Source organism: Tropicimonas sediminicola, assembly GCF_900188335.1.
Classification (GTDB): Bacteria; Pseudomonadota; Alphaproteobacteria; order Rhodobacterales; family Rhodobacteraceae; genus Tropicimonas; species Tropicimonas sediminicola.
On sequence record NZ_FZOY01000006.1, the window covers coordinates 48,155 to 66,141 of the forward strand.

The window sequence follows — 17,987 nt, forward strand, 5'->3', positions numbered from 1 at the left end:
CATGTCCGACCGCCGTGGCCTCCTGATCATCCTGTCGTCGCCCTCGGGCGCAGGAAAATCGACGCTGGCGCATCGACTGATGGACTGGGACGACAGCCTGTCCTTCTCGGTCTCCGCCACCACCCGGGCGCCGCGCGACGGCGAGCGCGACGGGGTGGATTACCATTTCATCGGCGTGCCGGCCTTCAAGCAGATGGTGGCGGACGGGCAAATGCTCGAACACGCCCACGTCTTCGGCAACTTCTACGGCTCGCCGCAGGGGCCCGTCGAAGCCGCCATCAACAGCGGCCGGGACGTCCTGTTCGATGTCGACTGGCAGGGCGCGCAGCAGATCCGCAATTCGGACCTCGGCAAGCACACGCTCTCGATCTTCATCCTGCCTCCGTCGATCACGGAGCTGCGCCGCCGGCTGATCTCGCGCGCCAAGGACAGCGACGAGGTGATCTCCAAGCGGATGCAGAAAAGCTGGGACGAGATCAGCCACTGGGGCAGCTACGACTACGTCCTGGTCAACGACGATCTCGATGCGACGTTCGCGCGGCTGAAGACCATCGTGACCGCGGAACGGATGCGCCGGGCACAGCAGCCGAAGCTGCAGGAATTCGTCCGCGGGCTTCAGGCGGAATTCGAGGAGGGGCAGGAATGATCTACACGCTCGACGGCGTGGCGCCAGAGATTGCCGAAAGCGCCTGGGTGGCGCCGGACGCCTACGTGATCGGCCGCATCGTGATCGGGGAGGATGCCTCGGTCTGGTTCGGCGTGACCCTGCGCGGCGACAACGAGCCGATCGTTCTGGGGGCCGGGTCCAACATCCAGGAAAACACCGTCTGCCACACGGATATGGGCTTTCCGCTGACCATTGGCGCGGGCTGCACCATCGGGCACAAGGCGATGCTGCACGGCTGCACCATCGGCGACAACAGCCTGATCGGCATGGGCGCGACGGTGCTGAACGGTGCGAAGATCGGCCGGAACTGCCTGATCGGGGCCTGTGCGCTGATCACCGAGGGCAAGGAGATCCCGGACAACAGCCTGGTGATGGGATCGCCGGGCAAGGTGGTTCGGCAGCTCGACGACAAGGCCATCGAGGGGCTGAAGGCCTCGGCCCTTGGCTACCAGCGACAGGCGCGGCGCTTCCGGGCAGGGCTCGCCCCGCTCTGACGCCCGTCGGCCCACACAGCAAGATGAAGACATGCGGCCCGGGCACAGGCGCTCCGGGTCAGAAGGAGACTCGGAAATGAGTGCAGACGACACGCCCCGACGGAACGCGCAGCCGGAAACCACGATCCGGCGGATGCCCTGGCCTGAAGGCGTGAGCCGCCCGGTGGCGACGCCGATGCAACCCTCGGTGGTCTATGCCGCGGAGAGCCCCGACGCGCTCGATGCGCAATACGAGGGCGTCACGTCGGGCTACACCTACGCCCGCGAGGGGCACCCGAACGCCGACGTGCTGGCCCGCCGGATCGACCGGCTCGAGGGCGCGACCGACGGTCTGGTGACAGGCTCTGGCATGGGAGCTGCGGGCGCGCTGATGCTGGGGCTGCTGAAATCGGGCGACCATGTGCTCGGCGGCGACCAACTCTACGGCCGGACGCTGCGGATGCTGCGGGAGGATCTTCCGAAGCAGGGCATCGCGACCTCGCTCGTCGACATGAGCTCGGTCGAGACCGTGGCGGCGGCACTGCGGCCTGAGACCCGGATGATCCTGCTGGAAGTGGTGTCCAACCCGACCATCCGCCTCGCCGACGTGGATGGCATCGCGGCGCTGGCGCGGGAGCGGGGGATCCGGCTGGTGGTGGACAACACCTTCACCACCCCGCGCAGCTTCCGGCCCTTCGACCACGGCGCGGATATCGTGATCCATTCGGTGACCAAGCTGCTGGCCGGCCATTCCGACGCGACGCTCGGCTATGTCGCGGCGCGTGACCCGGGGGACCGCGAGGCGATCCGCGTGGCGACCACGACCTGGGGCTTCACGCCGAGCCCGTTCGATTGCTGGATTGCCGAGCGCGGGCTCTTCACTTTCGACCTGCGCTACGACCGGGCCGAGGCCAACGCGGCGGCGCTGGCCGACCGCATCGCCGGTCTGCCCGGGGTGGCGCGCGTGCTCTATCCCGGCCGGGCCGATCATCCGGACGCGGCGCGGGCGGCGAACCTGCTCGGCCAGCGCTTCGGCAACATGCTGAGCTTCGAGGTGACCGGCGGGCGCGCGGCGGCGAACGCACTGGTGCGGGCGATGCCCGATCTGCCCTTCGCGCCGACGCTCGGCGACGTCGGCACCACGCTGAGCCACCCGGCGACCTCCTCGCACCGGGCGCTGACGCCCGAGGCGCGGGCGGCGATGGGCATTTCGGAGGGCTTCTTCCGGGTCTCCGTCGGGATCGAGGATATCGCACTTCTCGAGGCCGATTTCACCCGCGGGATCGCTGCCGCAGCCGCCGCCGCGGCGGGCTAGGGCAGGGCGCGGGGCAGGCACGGGCTGGCCTGTTGCGGGCCTCGAAAAGGAGCCATGTCAGGATGACCACAGAGCTTTCCGCCTCGATCATGGCCGCCGTGCCGATGCCGCTGGTTCTCGTCGGTTCGGACGAGCGGATCCGCGTGATGAACAGCGCCGCGGCCGCCCTGTTCCGAGCCTCCGGCGAGGGTCGGCACTACGTCACCGTCCTGCGCCAGCCGGGGCTGCTGCTCGCCATCGAATCTGCGTTGCGCGAGGGCAGGGCGGCCCAGGCGCGCTACGTGCAGAAGGACATCGCGCGGGAGGCCACCTACAACGTCCGCGCCGAGCCGGTCTCCGGAACCACGGTGTCCGGCGTGCTGGTCTCCTTCGAGGATGTCAGCGACATGGAACGCGCGGGGCAGATGCGGCGGGACTTCGTGGCCAATGTCAGCCACGAGCTGAAGACCCCGCTGACCGCGCTGCTCGGTTTCATCGAGACCCTGCGGGGCGCCGCACGGGACGATCCGGCGGCGCGGGAACGCTTCCTCGACATCATGGAGCGGGAGGCCGAACGGATGAACCGGCTGGTGTCGGACCTGCTCTCGCTGAGCCGCGTGGAATCGGCGGAGCGCCAGAGGCCGACCGACCCGGTGGACGTGGTGGAACTGGTCGACTCCACGCTCAGCTCGCTCCGCACGCTGGCGGAGGCCAAGGGCGTTCGCTTCGAGACGCAGCGCGAGGATGAGAGCGAACTTCTGGTGCCGGGCGACGTCGACCAGTTACGCCAGGTGCTGATCAACCTCGTGGAGAACGCGATCAAGTACGGCGGCGAGGCCGGGCGCGTCACGGTCCGGCTGTCGTTCCGCAGCCGCGAGCCGGCCTTCAAGGGACCGGCGGTGGAGATCGTGGTGCAGGATTACGGCGACGGCATCGACCCGGTTCACATCCCGCGCCTGACCGAGCGCTTCTATCGCGTGGACAACCACCGGTCGCGCGAGATGGGCGGCACGGGCCTCGGTCTCGCGATCGCCAAGCACATCGTCAACCGGCACCGTGGACGATTTCGAATCGACAGCGAACCGGGCGAGGGCGCCCGGTTTTCAGTGCTGCTGCCGGCCTATTCGTGACGGACGCCCCGGTTTTCCGATTCCGGCCACGAAAGCGTTAATCTTTCCCTACAGGCACACCTGCGCGGCAATTTCACAGCCGCGACAGAAACTTGGCCCGAGGACTTCGCCGTGCTTTACCGGCTTTTCGTTGCGTCACCCAGACGGCGTTCTGCCTGAATCCGGTGCGTTGTCACACAACTGTTACAAAACTTACACAAAAGCCCAACTGACGGCGACTAACACGCCGCCAAGGCCGTCGGAGAGCGACGGTCAAAATAACCACTGCATGGAGAATGCAATGTCTCTCGTGAAGCTGACCGCCTCTGCTCTGGCGATCGCCGCTGTTTCCGCCACCGCCGCCGCTGCCCGTGACAACGTTCAGGTTGCCGGTTCCTCGACCGTGCTGCCCTACGCCTCGATCGTGGCCGAAGCCTTCGGCGAGAACTTCGACTTCCCGACCCCGGTGGTCGAGTCCGGCGGCTCCTCGGCCGGCCTCAAGCGTTTCTGCGAAGGCGTTGGTGAGAACACCATCGACATCGCGAACTCCTCGCGCAAGATCCGTGACGGTGAGATCGAAGCCTGTGCCGCTGCCGGCGTGGCCGACATCGTCGAAGTGCGCATCGGCTACGACGGGATCGTGTTCGCCAGCCAGATCGACGGCCCGGCCTTCACCGCGCTCGAGCCCGCCGACATCTTCAACGCCCTGTCCGACAAGGTGCTGAAAGACGGCGAGATCGTCGACAACCCCTACACCATGTGGTCCGAGTTCAACCCGGAACTGCCCGACGTCGAAATCATCGCCTTCCCTCCGGGCACCAAGCACGGCACCCGCGAAGTTTTCGAGGAGAAGGTGATCCTCGTCGGCTGTGAAGAATCCGGCGCCATGGAAGCCATGATCGCTGGCGGCATGTCCGAGGACGACGCCGAAGGCGCCTGCATGGCCCTGCGCACTGACGGCAAGTCGGTCGACATCGACGGCGACTACACCGAGACCCTGGCCCGCATCGACGCCAACCCGAACGGCGTCGGCATCTTCGGCCTGGCGTTCTTCGAGAACAACCAGGACAAGCTGAAGGTCGCCACCATGGGCGGCGTGATGCCCTCCACCGAGACCATCTCGACCGGCGAATACCCGGTGTCCCGCCCGCTGTACTTCTACATCAAGAAGGCCCACGTCGGCGTGATCCCCGGCCTGCAGGAATACGCGTCCTTCTTCGTGGCCGACGAAATCGCCGGTGGCGACGGCCCGCTGGCCCAGTACGGCCTGGTTGCCGACCCGGAGCTTGCCGCCACGCAAGCCAAGGTCGAAGCCCTGACCACGATGAGCGAAGAGTAATCTCCGCAAAGCGACATCCGGAAGGGGGGGCTTGCTCCCCCTTCTGCGTTCCCCGGAACACCGCAAGTCCGGCAGTCGACCGTAACGGACCGATCGATACCACGCCGGACACTGTCCAGAGCCCCCGGGGGGCCGGCTCGGGACTGTAACACCTGATCGAGGAGAGCGCCTCATGCCGTTGCTCTGGATCGTCCTTGTTGTTCTGGGACTTGGTCTGATTGGCTATTTGATGGGCCGCTCGCGCGCCCTCGGGAGCGCAGGGGGAGACGGTCGCCAACTCCACTCGCTGCCATCCTATTACGGCTGGCATGGCTTCATGCTGACCGTCGTGCCCGCGCTGCTGATGATGGCGGCGTGGCTTCTGGTGGCCCCGTCCGTGATCGAGAACCGGGCCGCCGCCGGCATCCCGGACGCGAAGATCGCCGAGCGCGGCAGCCGCAGCCTCGTCATGGCCGAGGTCCGCCGCACGGGCGAGGCGCTCGACATGGCCGTGGCCCAGGGCACGATGGACGAGGACATGGCCCGCAACCTGCGCGCCGATTTCACCGACGTGACGGAGCGCCTGAAGGCGACCGGCGCCATCATCACCACGACCGTCGACCAGCCCATCCTCGAGGCCGCTCAGAATTACCGCGTGATGGCCAAGGCCTCGAACCTCTACATGAGCATCGCGGTGCTCGGTCTTGCCGTGGTTGGCCTGGTCTTCGCCTTCATGCGCAGCGACAAGGACTTCCGCGCCCGCAACGTGGTGGAGCAGGGCATCAAGGCGATCCTGATCCTTGCCTCGACCATCGCCATCATGACGACCCTCGGCATCGTCCTGTCGATGCTCTTCGAGACGGCGAACTTCTTCGAGCAGTATTCCTGGCGCGAGTTCTTCTTCGGCCTGAACTGGGCGCCGGACTTCCGCGGCAATTCCGAGCTCGGCATGCTGCCGCTGCTCTGGGGCACGCTCTACATCTCGCTGGTCGCGCTTCTGGTGGCGGTGCCAATCGGGCTCTTCGCAGCGATCTACCTTTCGGAATACGCCAGTCCGCGCCTGCGCGCGGTGGCCAAGCCGATGATCGAGATCCTCGCCGGCATCCCGACCATCGTCTACGGTCTCTTCGCGCTGATCACCGTCGGCCCGCTGATCCGCGACTGGATTGCCCAGCCCGCGGGTTTCGGCAACTCGACCAACTCCGTGATCACCGCCGGCCTGGTGATGGGGATCATGCTCATTCCCTTCGTCTCGTCGCTGTCCGACGACATCATCAACGCGGTGCCGCAGGCGATGCGTGACGGCTCCTATGGCCTCGGCGCGACGCAGTCGGAAACCATCAAGCAGGTGGTGTTGCCCGCCGCGCTGCCCGGCATCGTCGGCGCCGTACTCCTGGCCGCCTCGCGGGCCATTGGTGAAACCATGATCGTGGTCATGGGGGCAGGGGCCGCGGCTGCGCAGATGGAGCAGGGGCTCGGTGCCATCATCAACCCGTTCCAGGCGATGACCACCGTGACGGTCAAGATCGTGTCGCAGCTGACAGGTGACACGGATTTCGCCAGCCCCGAGACGCTTGTCGCCTTTGCCCTCGGGCTCACCCTCTTCGTCATCACGCTGGGGCTCAACGTCCTGGCTCTCTACATCGTGCGCAAGTATCGGGAGCAGTACGAATGACCGACGCAACCGCCCAAGGCCCCGACGCTTCGCGCCCGGAACGTTCCGGATCGCTGATCGCCCTCGACGAGCGGACCCGCCGCCGCAACCGTTCCGAACGGCGGTTCCGCCTCTACGGCCTGATTGCCATCGGGATCGGCGTGCTGGCGCTCGTGGTCCTGCTGACCTCGATCCTGTCGCAGGGCCTGCCGGCTTTCCAGCAGACCTTCGTCAACGCCAGCGTCTACCTGGACCCGGCCAAGCTGGACAAGAACGGCACGCGCGACATCGAGGAGATCAAGAAGGTCTCGACCTTCGGCTACGCGCCGCTGATCGCCGACGCGATGGACCGCAAGATGGAATCCCTCGGCATCGATCCGGAAGAGTTCGGGCTGTCCGACAAGGACGCGCTGGAGATGATCTCCAAGGAAGCCGCCGCGCAGCTCCGCCGCTATGTCATCGCCAACCCCGACCAGATCGGCCAGACCGTCGAGTTCCGCTTCCTCGCCAACGGCCGTATCGACGGCTACTACAAGGGCCGCGTGACGATGGAGAGCGCGGAGCGCGACAGCAACGTCAGCCCGGCCCAGCTGCGCCTGGCCGACGAGCTGAAGGCCGACGGAGCGCTTGGCACCTATTTCAACTGGGACTTCATCACCGCGGCCGACGCCTCGGAGAACCGTCCCGAGGCCGCCGGCATCGGGGTCGCGATCATCGGCTCGTTCTACATGATGCTGGTGGTGCTTTTCCTGGCGCTGCCCATCGGCGTCGCGGCCTCGATCTACCTCGAGGAATTCGCGCCGAAGAACTGGTTCACCGACCTCATCGAGGTCAACATCTCGAACCTCGCGGCCGTGCCCTCGATCGTCTTCGGCATCCTGGGCCTCGCGATCTTCATCAACTACGTCGGCCTGCCGCAATCGGCGCCGATCGTCGGTGGCCTCGTGCTGACGCTGATGACCCTGCCGACGATCATCATCTCGACGCGCGCGTCGCTGAAGTCGGTGCCGCCGTCGATCCGCGACGCGGCGCTCGGGGTAGGGGCCTCCAAGATGCAGTCCGTGTTCCACCACGTGCTGCCGCTCGCCATGCCCGGCATCCTGACCGGCACCATCATCGGCCTGGCCCAGGCCCTGGGCGAGACCGCGCCGCTGATGCTGATCGGCATGGTGGCCTTCGTCCGCGAATACCCGGGCGCACCGCCCGAGGGCTTCTTCGACCCGGCCTCGGCCCTGCCTGTGCAGGTCTATAACTGGACCACGCGTGCCGATCCTGCTTTTGTCGAGCGGGCCTCCGGTGCGATCATCGTGCTGCTGCTGTTCCTGCTCTGCATGAACATGATTGCCATCATCCTGCGTCGTCGCTTCGAGCGCCGCTGGTAAGAGGAGCGGAACAAATGAATGATATGAGACCCCTGGAGCGTGCCGTGGAAACCAAGGAAATCAAGTTCGAATGCCGTGACTGTCAGGTCTATTACGGCGACACCCACGCCATCAAGGATGTGAATGTCGACATCGAGGACAAGACCGTCACCGCGTTCATCGGCCCTTCGGGCTGCGGCAAGTCGACCTTCCTGCGCTGCCTCAACCGGATGAACGACACCATCGACATCGCCCGTGTCGAAGGCTCGTTCCTGCTGGACGGCGAGAACATCTACGACAAGCGCGTCGACCCGGTGCAGCTGCGTGCCAAGGTCGGTATGGTCTTCCAGAAGCCGAACCCGTTCCCGAAGTCGATCTACGACAACATCGCCTACGGCCCGCGGATCCATGGCCTTGCCAAGAACAAGGCGGAACTCGATGAAATCGTGGAGAAATCCCTTCGCCGCGGCGCCATCTGGAACGAGGTGAAGGACCGGCTCGACGCACCCGGCACCGGCCTTTCGGGCGGTCAGCAGCAGCGTCTCTGCATCGCCCGCGCCGTTGCGACCGAACCGGAGGTCCTGCTGATGGACGAGCCGTGCTCGGCGCTCGACCCAATCGCGACCGCCCAGGTCGAGGAACTGATCGACGAACTGCGCGAGAGCTACTCGGTGGTGATCGTGACCCACTCGATGCAGCAGGCCGCGCGTGTCAGCCAGAAGACAGCCTTCTTCCACCTCGGCAACCTCGTGGAATTCGGCGAAACCGGACAGATTTTCACCAACCCGAAGGATCCCCGGACCGAGAGCTACATCACCGGTCGGATCGGGTAAGGGAGCACCAAAAAATGGATAGAAAAGAGCAGCATATCGCGCGAGCTTTCGACCGCGACCTCGAAGCGCTGCAGGCCCATATCATGAAGATGGGCGGCCTCGTGGAGGATGCGATCCTCAAGGCTGCCGAGGCGCTGGCGACTCGCGACGAGGAGGTCGCCGAGCGTGTCCGCCAGGACGACCGCGCCATCGACGAGCTCGAAGCAATGATCATGGAGGAGGCCGCGCTGACCATCGCCGAGCGGCAGCCCATGGCGAGCGACCTGCGCACCGTGCTCGCGGTGATAAAGATCGCCGGCAATCTCGAGCGGATCGGCGACTATGCCAAGAACATGGCCAAGCGCACCAGCGTCTTGGTCCAGATGCGCCCGATCGAGGACGGCGGCAATTCGACCCGCCGTATGGCAAAGCTGGTGGAGGTCATGCTCAAGGACGCGCTCGACGCCTTCGTGCAGCGCGACCCGGAACTGGCCGAGGACGTGCGTCAGCGCGACCTCGAGGTGGACCAGATGTACAACTCGCTGTTCCGCAACTTCCTGACCTACATGATGGAAGATCCGCGCAACATCACCGCCTGCATGCATCTCCATTTCATCGCCAAGAACATCGAGCGCATGGGTGACCATGTCACCGCGGTCGCCGAGCAGGTGATCTACCTCACGACCGGAACGATGCCTGACGAGAACCGGCCGAAGGCGGATCGGACGGCGATGGAAACCCACGGGCAGGGCTGATGTCACCGTCGGAACAACCGAGCGTTCTGGTCGTCGAGGATGAGGCGGCGCAGCGCGAAGTCCTGGCCTACAACCTGGAGGCCGAAGGCTTCCGGGTCTGCCGGGCCGAGAACGGCGAGGAAGCCTTGCTCCTCGTCGAGGAAGACGCGCCGGACCTGATCGTGCTCGACTGGATGCTGCCCAATGTCTCCGGCATCGAAGTTTGCCGGAGACTGAAGATGCGCGCCGATACCCGCGGCGTGCCGATCATCATGCTCAGCGCGCGTTCGGAGGAGGTCGACCGCGTGCGCGGCCTCGAGACCGGCGCCGACGACTACGTCGTGAAACCGTATTCCGTGGTCGAGTTGATGGCCCGGATCCGCGCGCAGCTGCGCCGGACGCGGCCGGCGAGCGTCGGAGAGCGGCTGCAGTTCGAGGACATCATCCTCGACGCGGAGACGCACAAGGTGTTTCGCGACGACAAGCTGCTGAAGCTCGGGCCGACGGAGTTTCGTCTGCTCACGACCTTCATGGAGAAACCCGGACGCGTCTGGAGCCGTGAACAGCTGCTGGACCGGGTCTGGGGCCGCGACATCTATGTGGATACGCGCACCGTCGACGTCCACATTGGGCGGCTCCGCAAGGCGTTGTGCCAGCACGGGGGCGAAGACCCGGTGCGCACGGTGCGGGGCGCGGGCTACGCGCTCGGCTGAGATCGTTCACGAAACGCAAGCGATGGCCGGGCCATAAAGGTCCGGCCAATCTTATTTGATCCCACGGATTTTTGGAGCCTTGGCGTCACGCAGGGGCCCGGCTCCGGCTCCACACATAAATCCGATAATCGGTATTATGTTATTTTCGGATGTGACCCCGCGAAGGCTGACGGACCTGTGGCGTCACCCGCGCCGAACTCCAACAACCTTCTGGTACAGCCCACCAAAGAAGGTTTCCTTGCGCCACTCGAATTCCGATGCGTCGTCCACGTAGTCTTTCAACTCGCGACGCCACAGGACCTTGGCGAACGGCTCCAGCCATTTGAACACGAGCCAGATGATCGGACGCATCGGATGCAGGAACGCCGGTTCGTGGTAATCGACGAACATCAGCTTGCCGCCCGGTTTCACGTGCCGCGCCAGGTTGTTGGCAATGTCGCGTTTGTAGTCCTCGGGAACCTCGTGCATCAGGAAATAGCAGCACACCGTGTCGTAGAGCCCGTCACCGGTGGTGCGTGCGTCGCTGATCTCAGTGCGCACTTGAGGCAGCGTGCCGATCTTGCGGTTCACATGGTCGATCTGAACCTGCTGGATGTCGGTGACGTGGTATTCGCCCTCGGACCCGATCTTGGCCGCCAAGTGACTGACAAGCTTCCCATAAACGGCAGCCGGCTGCAGTACGCGGCTGCCCGGTTCGAGCTCGTCGCGCGCCGCGCGCATCAGCTTGTTCTGCTGGCACCACAGGATCGTTGCGACCACGATTTCGCGGTCCAGCAGTTCCACCATCCTCGGCGCCACATAGGCCCAGGTGTAGACATCCACGAGGTAGTCCGGGAGCTTCGGCGCCGGCGCGACAGCGTCGCTCCAGGTCGCGGTTCCGGCCGATACGGCCCCCATGCCGTCCTGTTTGATCCTGATGTCAACGCTGGCGTTCATAGCTTGGCCTTTCCGAATTGGCGTCACCGCGGCAGCACATGGCGCGGACCGGTCGGCATTTGCCATTCCACCGGCCCCCGACGCTCTGGCCGGCCCGACGGCCGCCATCGCGTTGCTGGCGCGAATTGCCCTGACCATAGACAGCTGAAAAACCGCGGAAAATGCGGCAAACCCGCGAATTGGGGCCATTGGGTGCAATCCCGCGTTCCGCTGGGTGCAAACCTCCGAGGGCGCTGCTGTTGCGATCAAATCTACGGAGCTTCGGGCACTTCAGCGCAACGCCAACCAAAAAACCATTCATTGCCGGAAGGTTGAACGGCGTTTTTCAGGTTTGAAAGCAGGAACCAACACCCCCCACCGAGCGTCATTGTTTCGCTACGGGCGCGAGTCATCTCGACACCCATTCGAGCGGGACATATGCTCCTCGGATACATAGGGAATTGCTCATGGTGTATTACAAGATGGTTGTGGCCGGGCGGTGCCCGGCTCTTTCCGCTATGGCCCGTCCGTTCCGACGGTCGGACCTCCAGAACCCCGGATGTCGAAGCGACGATCCTTCGCCGCGGTCGCAGCGCCGTCCGTCTTCGGAGGGCCATGAAGATTCTTGATTTCGTAGAAAGGGTGACCTCGCTGCGGGAGATGCAGGAGGTCTGGGACTACAGCAAGGAAGTCTTCGAGAATTTCGGGTTCAACCGCGTGCTCTACGGGTTCACGCGCTTTCGGTCCGGACAATCGCTCGGCGACCCGCTCGACATGCTGATCCTGACCAACCACGACCGATCCTACATCCGCCCGTTCCTCGACGACGGTCTCTACATGAACGCCCCGATGACGCTCTGGGCGCTGGAGAACGTCGGCGCGAGTTCCTGGCGCGACACGGACCGCATGGCCCGCGAGGGATTGCTGCCACCCGCCGCCTGCCGGATCTGGGAGTTCAACAAGAGCCAGGGCTTCCTGGCGGGATACACCATCAGCTTCCAGTCGAACTCGGTGCGGGCGAAGGGAGCGCTCAGCCTGACCTCGGTCCCTGCCCTCTCCTTCGAAGAGGTCGACGAGATCTGGGCCGAACATGGCCGTACGATCGAGGCCATGAGCAACGTGCTGCACCTGCGCCTGATCTCCATGCCCAACCCGGAAACGCGCCGGCATCTGACGCCGCGGCAGCGCGAGGCGCTCGAATGGGTGGGCGACGGCAAGACCACCGCGGAGATCGCTTCGATCATGGGACTGACGCCTGCGACGGTCGAAAAACACCTGCGACTCGCCCGCGAGGCGCTCGATGTTTCGACCACCGCACAGGCTGTTCTCAAGGCCGCTTTCCTGCACCAGATTTTCGGCCCTCGCGGCTAGAAAGATTTTTCTGCATCGCAGCAATGGCGACAATTCTTTAAATTCAAAACTTTATGCTCGCTCACGAAATCGTGGGTCAGGGATTCCCTACTTAACTTCCCCGGCGTTAGTGTGCGATCCTTGTCATGTTCCGTGAGTGGTGGCTATTGAGCCATGGAACTGCAAACCGGGAGTCGCCGCGATTTCGGCGTTACCGGGGCGCTCCGGGAAACCGGATGTCGGTCCGCAGGCGTATAGTCAGCCTGTCGGGCCGACACCACCCATCCCGCCATCTGCATCCCCTCGTGATGGCGGAAACGTGTGGTTTGTGAAGCGGCGCAGACGGCCCGTTCTGCGCCGCTTCCTTTTGCCTCGTGCAGATCCCATCGAGAGAAACGCATGCCCTGCCCGTCTTCCCCTCGCATCCGCGTGCGCCAATGAAAACGGCGCCGCCTCCTGTCCGGAGACGGCGCCGCAGTCCGAGTATCGTTGCCGGATCAGCCCTGCATGGCTGCGACTTCGGCCGCGAAATCCTCTTCTTTCTTCTCGATGCCTTCGCCGACTTCCATGCGGACGAAGCCGGTCACCTCGGCGCCCGCTTCCTTGGCGGCGGCGGCGACGGTCAGGTCCGGGTTGACCACGAAGGCCTGGCCCAGCAGGGTCACCTCGGCGAGGAACTTGTTCATCCGGCCGGCGATCATCTTTTCGATCACCGCTTCCGGCTTGCCGGATTCGCGCGCGATCTCCATCTGGACCTGCTTTTCCTTCTCGACGATGGCGGGGTCGAGATCGGCTTCGGAGAGCGATGCCGGGTTCACGGCGGCGATGTGCATCGCAACCTGCTTGCCGAAGGCTTCGTCACCGCCCTTGAGCGCGACCAGCACGCCGATCTTGCCGAGGCCGGGGGCAGCCGCATTGTGGACGTAGGAGATCACCTGCTCGCCCTCGACGGTGGCCATGCGGCGCAGCGACATGTTCTCGCCGATCTTGGCGATCTTGTCGGTCACCACTTCCTCGACGGTCTTGCCGTCAAGCGCGGCGGCCTTGAGTTCTTCGACGTTGGACACCTTGGCGGCCGCGGCGGCGATGGCGCTGACCATCTCCTGGAACTCGGCGTTCTTGGCAACGAAGTCGGTCTCGGAGTTCACCTCGACGACGACGCCCTTGCCGCCCTCGACGCTGATGCCCACGAGGCCCTCGGCGGCGGTGCGGCCGGACTTCTTGGCGGCCTTGGCCAGGCCCTTGGTGCGCAGCCAGTCGATCGCGGCTTCCATGTCGCCGTCGACCTCGGTCAGCGCCTTCTTGGCGTCCATCATGCCTGCGCCGGTCTGGTCGCGCAGTTCCTTCACCATTTTCGCGGTGATAGCCATCTTGGCTCTCCTCGATTTGGGGGTCGTGTCGCGGCAGGCAATAGCCTGCCGCCTGTGTCAGTTCCGTGACGCTGTCCCGGAGCGCCGGGCTCAGGCGTCGGCGGACGCCTCTTCGGCTTCCGGAGCGGCCTCGAGCGTCTCTTCGACGAGGGCCTCTTCCATCTCGCCGAGGTCGATGCCGGCAGCGTCCATCTGGGCGGACATGCCGTCGAGCGCAGCGCGGGAGACGAGATCGCAGTAGAGCGCGATGGCGCGGGCGGCGTCATCGTTGCCGGGGATCACGTAATCCACGCCTTCGGGCGAGCAGTTGGTGTCGACGACCGCGACGACCGGGATGCCGAGCTTCTTGGCTTCGAGGATGGCCAGGTCTTCCTTCTTCACGTCGATGACGAAGAGGAGATCCGGAATGCCGCCCATCTCGCGGATACCGCCCAGGGAAGCTTGCAGCTTGGCCTGGTCGCGTTCCATGTGCAGGCGCTCTTTCTTGGTGAGGCCCTCGGCGCCCATCGCCATCTGCTCGTCAATGGCGCGCAGACGGTCGATCGACTGGGAGACGGTCTTCCAGTTGGTGAGCGTGCCGCCCAGCCAGCGGTGGTTCATGTAGTACTGCGCGCAACGCTCGGCGGCATCGGCGATCGGCTTCTGGGCCTGGCGCTTGGTGCCGACGAAGAGAATGCGGCCACCCTTGGCGACGGTGTCGCGCACGACCTGGAGAGCCTGGTCCAGCATCGGGACGGTCTGCGTCAGGTCGAGAATGTGGATGCCGTTACGGTCGCCGTAGATGTACTCGCCCATGCGGGGGTTCCACCGCTGGGTCTGGTGACCGAAGTGAACGCCAGCTTCGAGCAGCTGACGCAGAGTGAACTCAGGAAGCGCCATGTCATATCCTTTCCGGTTTCGCGTCCTCGACAGGGCCGAACGGGATCTCTCCCAACCGGCGGACCGATACGGGGATGTCTCCCCCGCAGGCCCAGGCCCCGTCTGTGAAGTGGGCCGCGCATACTGCATCGGAGACGGGCTGGCAACCCCCTGCCCCGCTTTTCCGCTGCGACGCCGGCGCAAGGCTGCTAGTTTCGGCCTGACACCAAGGAGGATCCCGTGAAACTTCCCGATTTCCTGATGGCGCTGCCCGCGCTCGACATACCCTTTCCGGAAGACGTGGTCGAGAGCCGCGCCATGCGCACCGAGGACGCGCTGCTGGTTTTCTTCATCTTCCACAAGGACGCGGAACTGCCGCCGCATTCGCACGGCGCGCAATGGGGCAGCGTTCTGCAAGGGGAGGTTCAGTTGACCGTCGATGGTGTGACCACGACCTACCGGCAGGGCGACAGCTATGACCTGCCGGCCGGCGTTGTCCATGCGGTAAAGGTCGCCGCCGGCACGATTGCGATGGATACGTTCGAGGAACCGGACCGGTATGCGCTGCGGCGGTAGTCGCACGAAGGATCTTTTGCCTCCGGCGGGACAATTCCGAACAGATGGTGATGCGGAGCGCTTGCCTTCGGTCACGCCGCAGGGTTTCTTGCCCCCATGGAAAAGACGCCGGACATTCTCTGCATCGGATCGGTTCTCTGGGACGTGATCGGCCGCACGCCGCGGTCGATGGCGGTCGGGCATGACGTGCCGGGCCGCATTTCCCGGCTGCCCGGGGGCGTGGCCATGAATATCGCCATGGCGCTGGTGCGCGAGGGGATGCGACCGGCGCTGCTGACCGTTCTGGGCCAGGACGCCGAGGGCCGCGAGCTGGAGCAGGCGGCGCGGCGGATGGGGATGGTGACCGAGCATGTCACCTGGTCCGACACCCTGCCGACCGATCAATACATGGCCATCGAAGCCGAGAACGGGCTGGTGGCGGCAATTGCCGACGCCCATTCGCTCGAACAGGCGGGTGATGCGATCCTGCAACCGCTGGCGGACGGGCGGCTCGGCTCGATCGATGCGCCGCATGCCGGGATCGTCGCGCTCGATGGCAACCTGACCGAAGAGCTCCTCTCAAGAATCGCCGACAGCCCGTTGTTTTCGATGGCCGATCTGCGGATCGCACCGGCATCTCCCGGCAAGGCCGGTCGCCTGCTGCCGCTGCTGCGCCACCCCCGGGCCACGCTCTACGTCAACCGGATTGAGGCCGGGCTGATCTGCGACAACCGCTTTTCCTCCGCCAAGGCGGCGGCCGAGGCGCTCGTGGCCTTTGGCGCGCGGCGGGTTCTGGTCACCGACGGCGGTGCGCCGATGGCCGAGGCCACGCCCGAGGGCGTGCTGACCGCGACACCGCCGCCCGTGGTCGTCACCCGGGTCACCGGCGCGGGCGACACCTTCATGGCGGCCCATATTTCTGCCGAGGCGCGTGGGCTTTCCGGCATCTTTGCCATAGAAGCCGCGCTCGGCATCACAGCAGCCTACGTTTCGGAGACCTGACGACATGACCCTCCCCCTGATCCTCGCGCCTGAAGTTCAGGCCGCGGCCGACGCCGGCCGCCCCATCGTGGCTCTCGAAAGCACCATCATCACCCACGGCATGCCCTGGCCGCAGAACCTCGAGACCGCCCGCAAGGTCGAGGAGACGGTGCGCGAGGCCGGCGCGGTGCCGGCCACGGTCGCGATCCTCGACGGGCAGCTGCATGTCGGGCTGGAGCCGGCGCAACTCGAAGCGCTGGCCCAGGCGAAGGATGTGGCCAAGCTGAGCCGGGCCGACCTCGCCGTCTGCCTGTCCCGCGGCGGCAACGGCGCGACGACCGTCGCTGCGACGATGATCGCGGCCCGCCTTGCCGGGATCGACGTGTTTGCCACTGGCGGCATCGGCGGCGTGCACAAGGGCGCGGAGCTCAGCTTCGACATCTCGGCCGACCTTCAGGAGTTGGCAGCGACTCCGGTGACGGTCGTCGCCGCAGGCGCGAAGGCGATCCTCGACCTGCCCAAAACGCTGGAGGTGCTCGAAACCCTCGGCGTGCCGGTGATCTCGGTCGGACAGGACGCCCTGCCCGCCTTCTGGTCCCGCGACTCCGGCCTCAAGGCGCCGTTGCGGATGGACGATCCCGCCGAGATCGCCGAGGCCCACCTGATGCGGCAGGCGCTCGGCATCCCCGGCGGGCAACTGGTCACCAACCCGATCCCGGTCGAGGACGAGATCGCCGCCGAGGTTCTGGCCCCGGTGATCGCGCAGGCGCAGGCCGACGCCGAGGCCCAGGGCATCACCGCGAAGAATGTGACGCCTTTTCTCCTGCAGCGCATCTTCGAGCTGACCGAGGGCCGCTCGCTGGAAGCCAACATTGCGCTCGTCCTGAACAATGCGCGCCTGGCCGCTGCCATCGCGACCGAAATCTCGGCTCGGCGTTGAAATAACCGCGCCTCGCATGCGGTTGGACTTGCGAGGCCGCGTCCGGCTGCATAGCTTCCCGTCAGTCCCCGCGCTTTCGAGACACGATGCCCGACCAACATTCCAACGAGCCCGGACACGAGCTCCACATCCACCACCCGCGCCGCAAGCCCGGGCTGCTGGCCAATCTTCGCTCGTCCTTCCTGACCGGTCTGGTGGTGATCGCGCCCGTCGGGCTGACGGTCTGGCTGATCTGGACGGTCGTCGGCTGGGTCGACGCCTTCGTCCTGCCCTTCGTACCGGACGCCTACCAGCCGGAGACCTATTTCAAGAAGTATTTCGGCGAGGACACGACGATCAACGTCCGCGGTGTCGGCGTGGTGTTCTTCCTGATCTTCACCGTGGTGATCGGCTGGATCGCCAAGGGCGTCATCGGCCGGTCGCTGATCGACTGGGCCGAGGGTCTGGTCGACCGGATGCCGATCGTGCGGACCATCTATAACGGCGTAAAACAGATCGCCGAGACGGTCTTTGCCCAGACCGAGAACAATTTCGACAAGGCCTGCATGATCCAGTACCCGCGCGAGGGCCTCTGGGCGATCGCCTTCGTCTCCACCCGCGCCAAGGGCGAGATCTCGCGCCGCGTGCCGCGGGACGGGCGGATCATCTCGGTCTTTCTGCCCACCACGCCGAACCCGACCTCGGGCTTCCTGCTGTTCGTGCCGGAGGAAGACCTGATCTACCTCGACATGTCGGTGGAGGATGCGGCCAAACTGGTGATCTCGGGCGGCCTGGTCTATCCCACCGATGCCAATGGGACGGGCGACGTGCCGCCGACGCCCGGAGGCATTCCGCTTGCCGTCGAAGCCGAGCGCCAGCGCGACAAGCTCGACGCCTGATCCGC

General features: G+C 65.4%; 18 protein-coding genes. 15 read left to right on the forward strand and 3 right to left on the reverse strand.

The window, feature by feature from the left end:
• Position 1: 1 nt before the first annotated feature.
• The 10 genes from gmk to phoB all read left to right on the forward strand — a co-directional run bounded on the left by gmk (position 2) and on the right by phoB (position 10,135).
• Positions 2-646, forward strand: coding sequence for a guanylate kinase (gene gmk, locus CHB86_RS15535; RefSeq protein ID WP_089234001.1), 645 nt, complete (start codon positions 2-4; stop codon positions 644-646).
• Positions 643-1,161: a gamma carbonic anhydrase family protein gene (locus CHB86_RS15540; protein ID WP_089234002.1), complete on the forward strand. Its 519-nt coding sequence runs from the start codon at positions 643-645 to the stop codon at positions 1,159-1,161. The genes gmk and CHB86_RS15540 overlap by 4 nt, the downstream gene beginning before the upstream one ends.
• 76 nt (positions 1,162-1,237) lie before the next feature.
• Entirely contained in the window at positions 1,238-2,455 is a 1,218-nt protein-coding gene (locus CHB86_RS15545; protein WP_089234003.1) for a trans-sulfuration enzyme family protein, read from the forward strand.
• A 62-nt stretch (positions 2,456-2,517) separates the two neighbouring features.
• Positions 2,518-3,564 carry an ATP-binding protein gene (locus CHB86_RS15550; RefSeq protein WP_089234004.1) on the forward strand — a complete coding sequence of 349 codons (1,047 nt, stop codon included), beginning with the start codon at positions 2,518-2,520 and terminating at the stop codon, positions 3,562-3,564.
• A 280-nt stretch (positions 3,565-3,844) separates the two neighbouring features.
• Positions 3,845-4,882 (forward strand): substrate-binding domain-containing protein, encoded by a 1,038-nt coding sequence (locus tag CHB86_RS15555; RefSeq protein ID WP_089234005.1) that lies wholly within the window; start codon positions 3,845-3,847, stop codon positions 4,880-4,882.
• A 172-nt stretch (positions 4,883-5,054) separates the two neighbouring features.
• Positions 5,055-6,536, forward strand: a complete 1,482-nt coding sequence (gene pstC, locus CHB86_RS15560; protein ID WP_089234006.1) for a phosphate ABC transporter permease subunit PstC — start codon at positions 5,055-5,057, stop codon at positions 6,534-6,536.
• Complete coding sequence (gene pstA, locus CHB86_RS15565) at positions 6,533-7,897, forward strand: phosphate ABC transporter permease PstA (protein ID WP_089234007.1); 1,365 nt, start codon at positions 6,533-6,535, stop codon at positions 7,895-7,897. Before pstC ends, pstA begins: the two co-directional genes overlap by 4 nt.
• A 14-nt stretch (positions 7,898-7,911) precedes the next feature.
• Positions 7,912-8,709, forward strand: a complete 798-nt coding sequence (pstB, locus tag CHB86_RS15570) for a phosphate ABC transporter ATP-binding protein PstB (protein ID WP_089234008.1) — start codon at positions 7,912-7,914, stop codon at positions 8,707-8,709.
• Positions 8,710-8,723: 14 nt separating this feature from the next.
• Positions 8,724-9,443 (forward strand): phosphate signaling complex protein PhoU, encoded by a 720-nt coding sequence (gene phoU / locus CHB86_RS15575; protein WP_089234009.1) that lies wholly within the window; start codon positions 8,724-8,726, stop codon positions 9,441-9,443.
• Complete coding sequence (gene phoB / locus CHB86_RS15580) at positions 9,443-10,135, forward strand: phosphate regulon transcriptional regulator PhoB (protein ID WP_089234010.1); 693 nt, start codon at positions 9,443-9,445, stop codon at positions 10,133-10,135. The genes phoU and phoB overlap by 1 nt, the downstream gene beginning before the upstream one ends.
• A 183-nt stretch (positions 10,136-10,318) precedes the next feature.
• Here phoB and rquA read toward each other — a convergent pair whose 3' ends face one another.
• The gene (rquA, locus tag CHB86_RS15585; protein ID WP_089234011.1) at positions 10,319-11,260 is read right to left on the reverse strand and encodes a rhodoquinone biosynthesis methyltransferase RquA; all 942 of its coding nucleotides are present in this window, start codon (positions 11,258-11,260) and stop codon (positions 10,319-10,321) included.
• A gap of 405 nt (positions 11,261-11,665) precedes the next feature.
• On the opposite strand from rquA, the gene CHB86_RS15590 reads away from it, so the two are divergent.
• Positions 11,666-12,421, forward strand: coding sequence for a helix-turn-helix transcriptional regulator (locus tag CHB86_RS15590; protein ID WP_089234012.1), 756 nt, complete (start codon positions 11,666-11,668; stop codon positions 12,419-12,421).
• A gap of 476 nt (positions 12,422-12,897) precedes the next feature.
• Here CHB86_RS15590 and tsf read toward each other — a convergent pair whose 3' ends face one another.
• Positions 12,898-13,770, reverse strand: a complete 873-nt coding sequence (tsf, locus tag CHB86_RS15595; RefSeq protein ID WP_089234013.1) for a translation elongation factor Ts — start codon at positions 13,768-13,770, stop codon at positions 12,898-12,900.
• A gap of 90 nt (positions 13,771-13,860) precedes the next feature.
• The gene (rpsB, locus tag CHB86_RS15600; RefSeq protein ID WP_089234014.1) at positions 13,861-14,649 is read right to left on the reverse strand and encodes a 30S ribosomal protein S2; all 789 of its coding nucleotides are present in this window, start codon (positions 14,647-14,649) and stop codon (positions 13,861-13,863) included.
• Positions 14,650-14,868: 219 nt separating this feature from the next.
• Between rpsB and CHB86_RS15605 the strand changes: the two genes are divergently transcribed.
• The 4 genes from CHB86_RS15605 to CHB86_RS15620 all read left to right on the forward strand — a co-directional run bounded on the left by CHB86_RS15605 (position 14,869) and on the right by CHB86_RS15620 (position 17,982).
• The gene (locus tag CHB86_RS15605; protein WP_176442899.1) at positions 14,869-15,204 is read left to right on the forward strand and encodes a cupin domain-containing protein; all 336 of its coding nucleotides are present in this window, start codon (positions 14,869-14,871) and stop codon (positions 15,202-15,204) included.
• A 96-nt stretch (positions 15,205-15,300) separates the two neighbouring features.
• Positions 15,301-16,185 carry a PfkB family carbohydrate kinase gene (locus CHB86_RS15610; protein WP_089234015.1) on the forward strand — a complete coding sequence of 295 codons (885 nt, stop codon included), beginning with the start codon at positions 15,301-15,303 and terminating at the stop codon, positions 16,183-16,185.
• Positions 16,186-16,189: 4 nt separating this feature from the next.
• A complete protein-coding gene (locus tag CHB86_RS15615) occupies positions 16,190-17,104 on the forward strand; it encodes a pseudouridine-5'-phosphate glycosidase (protein WP_089234016.1) in 915 nt (304 codons plus the stop codon).
• 86 nt (positions 17,105-17,190) lie between these two features.
• Positions 17,191-17,982, forward strand: a complete 792-nt coding sequence (locus tag CHB86_RS15620) for a DUF502 domain-containing protein (protein WP_089234017.1) — start codon at positions 17,191-17,193, stop codon at positions 17,980-17,982.
• Positions 17,983-17,987: the final 5 nt, after the last annotated feature.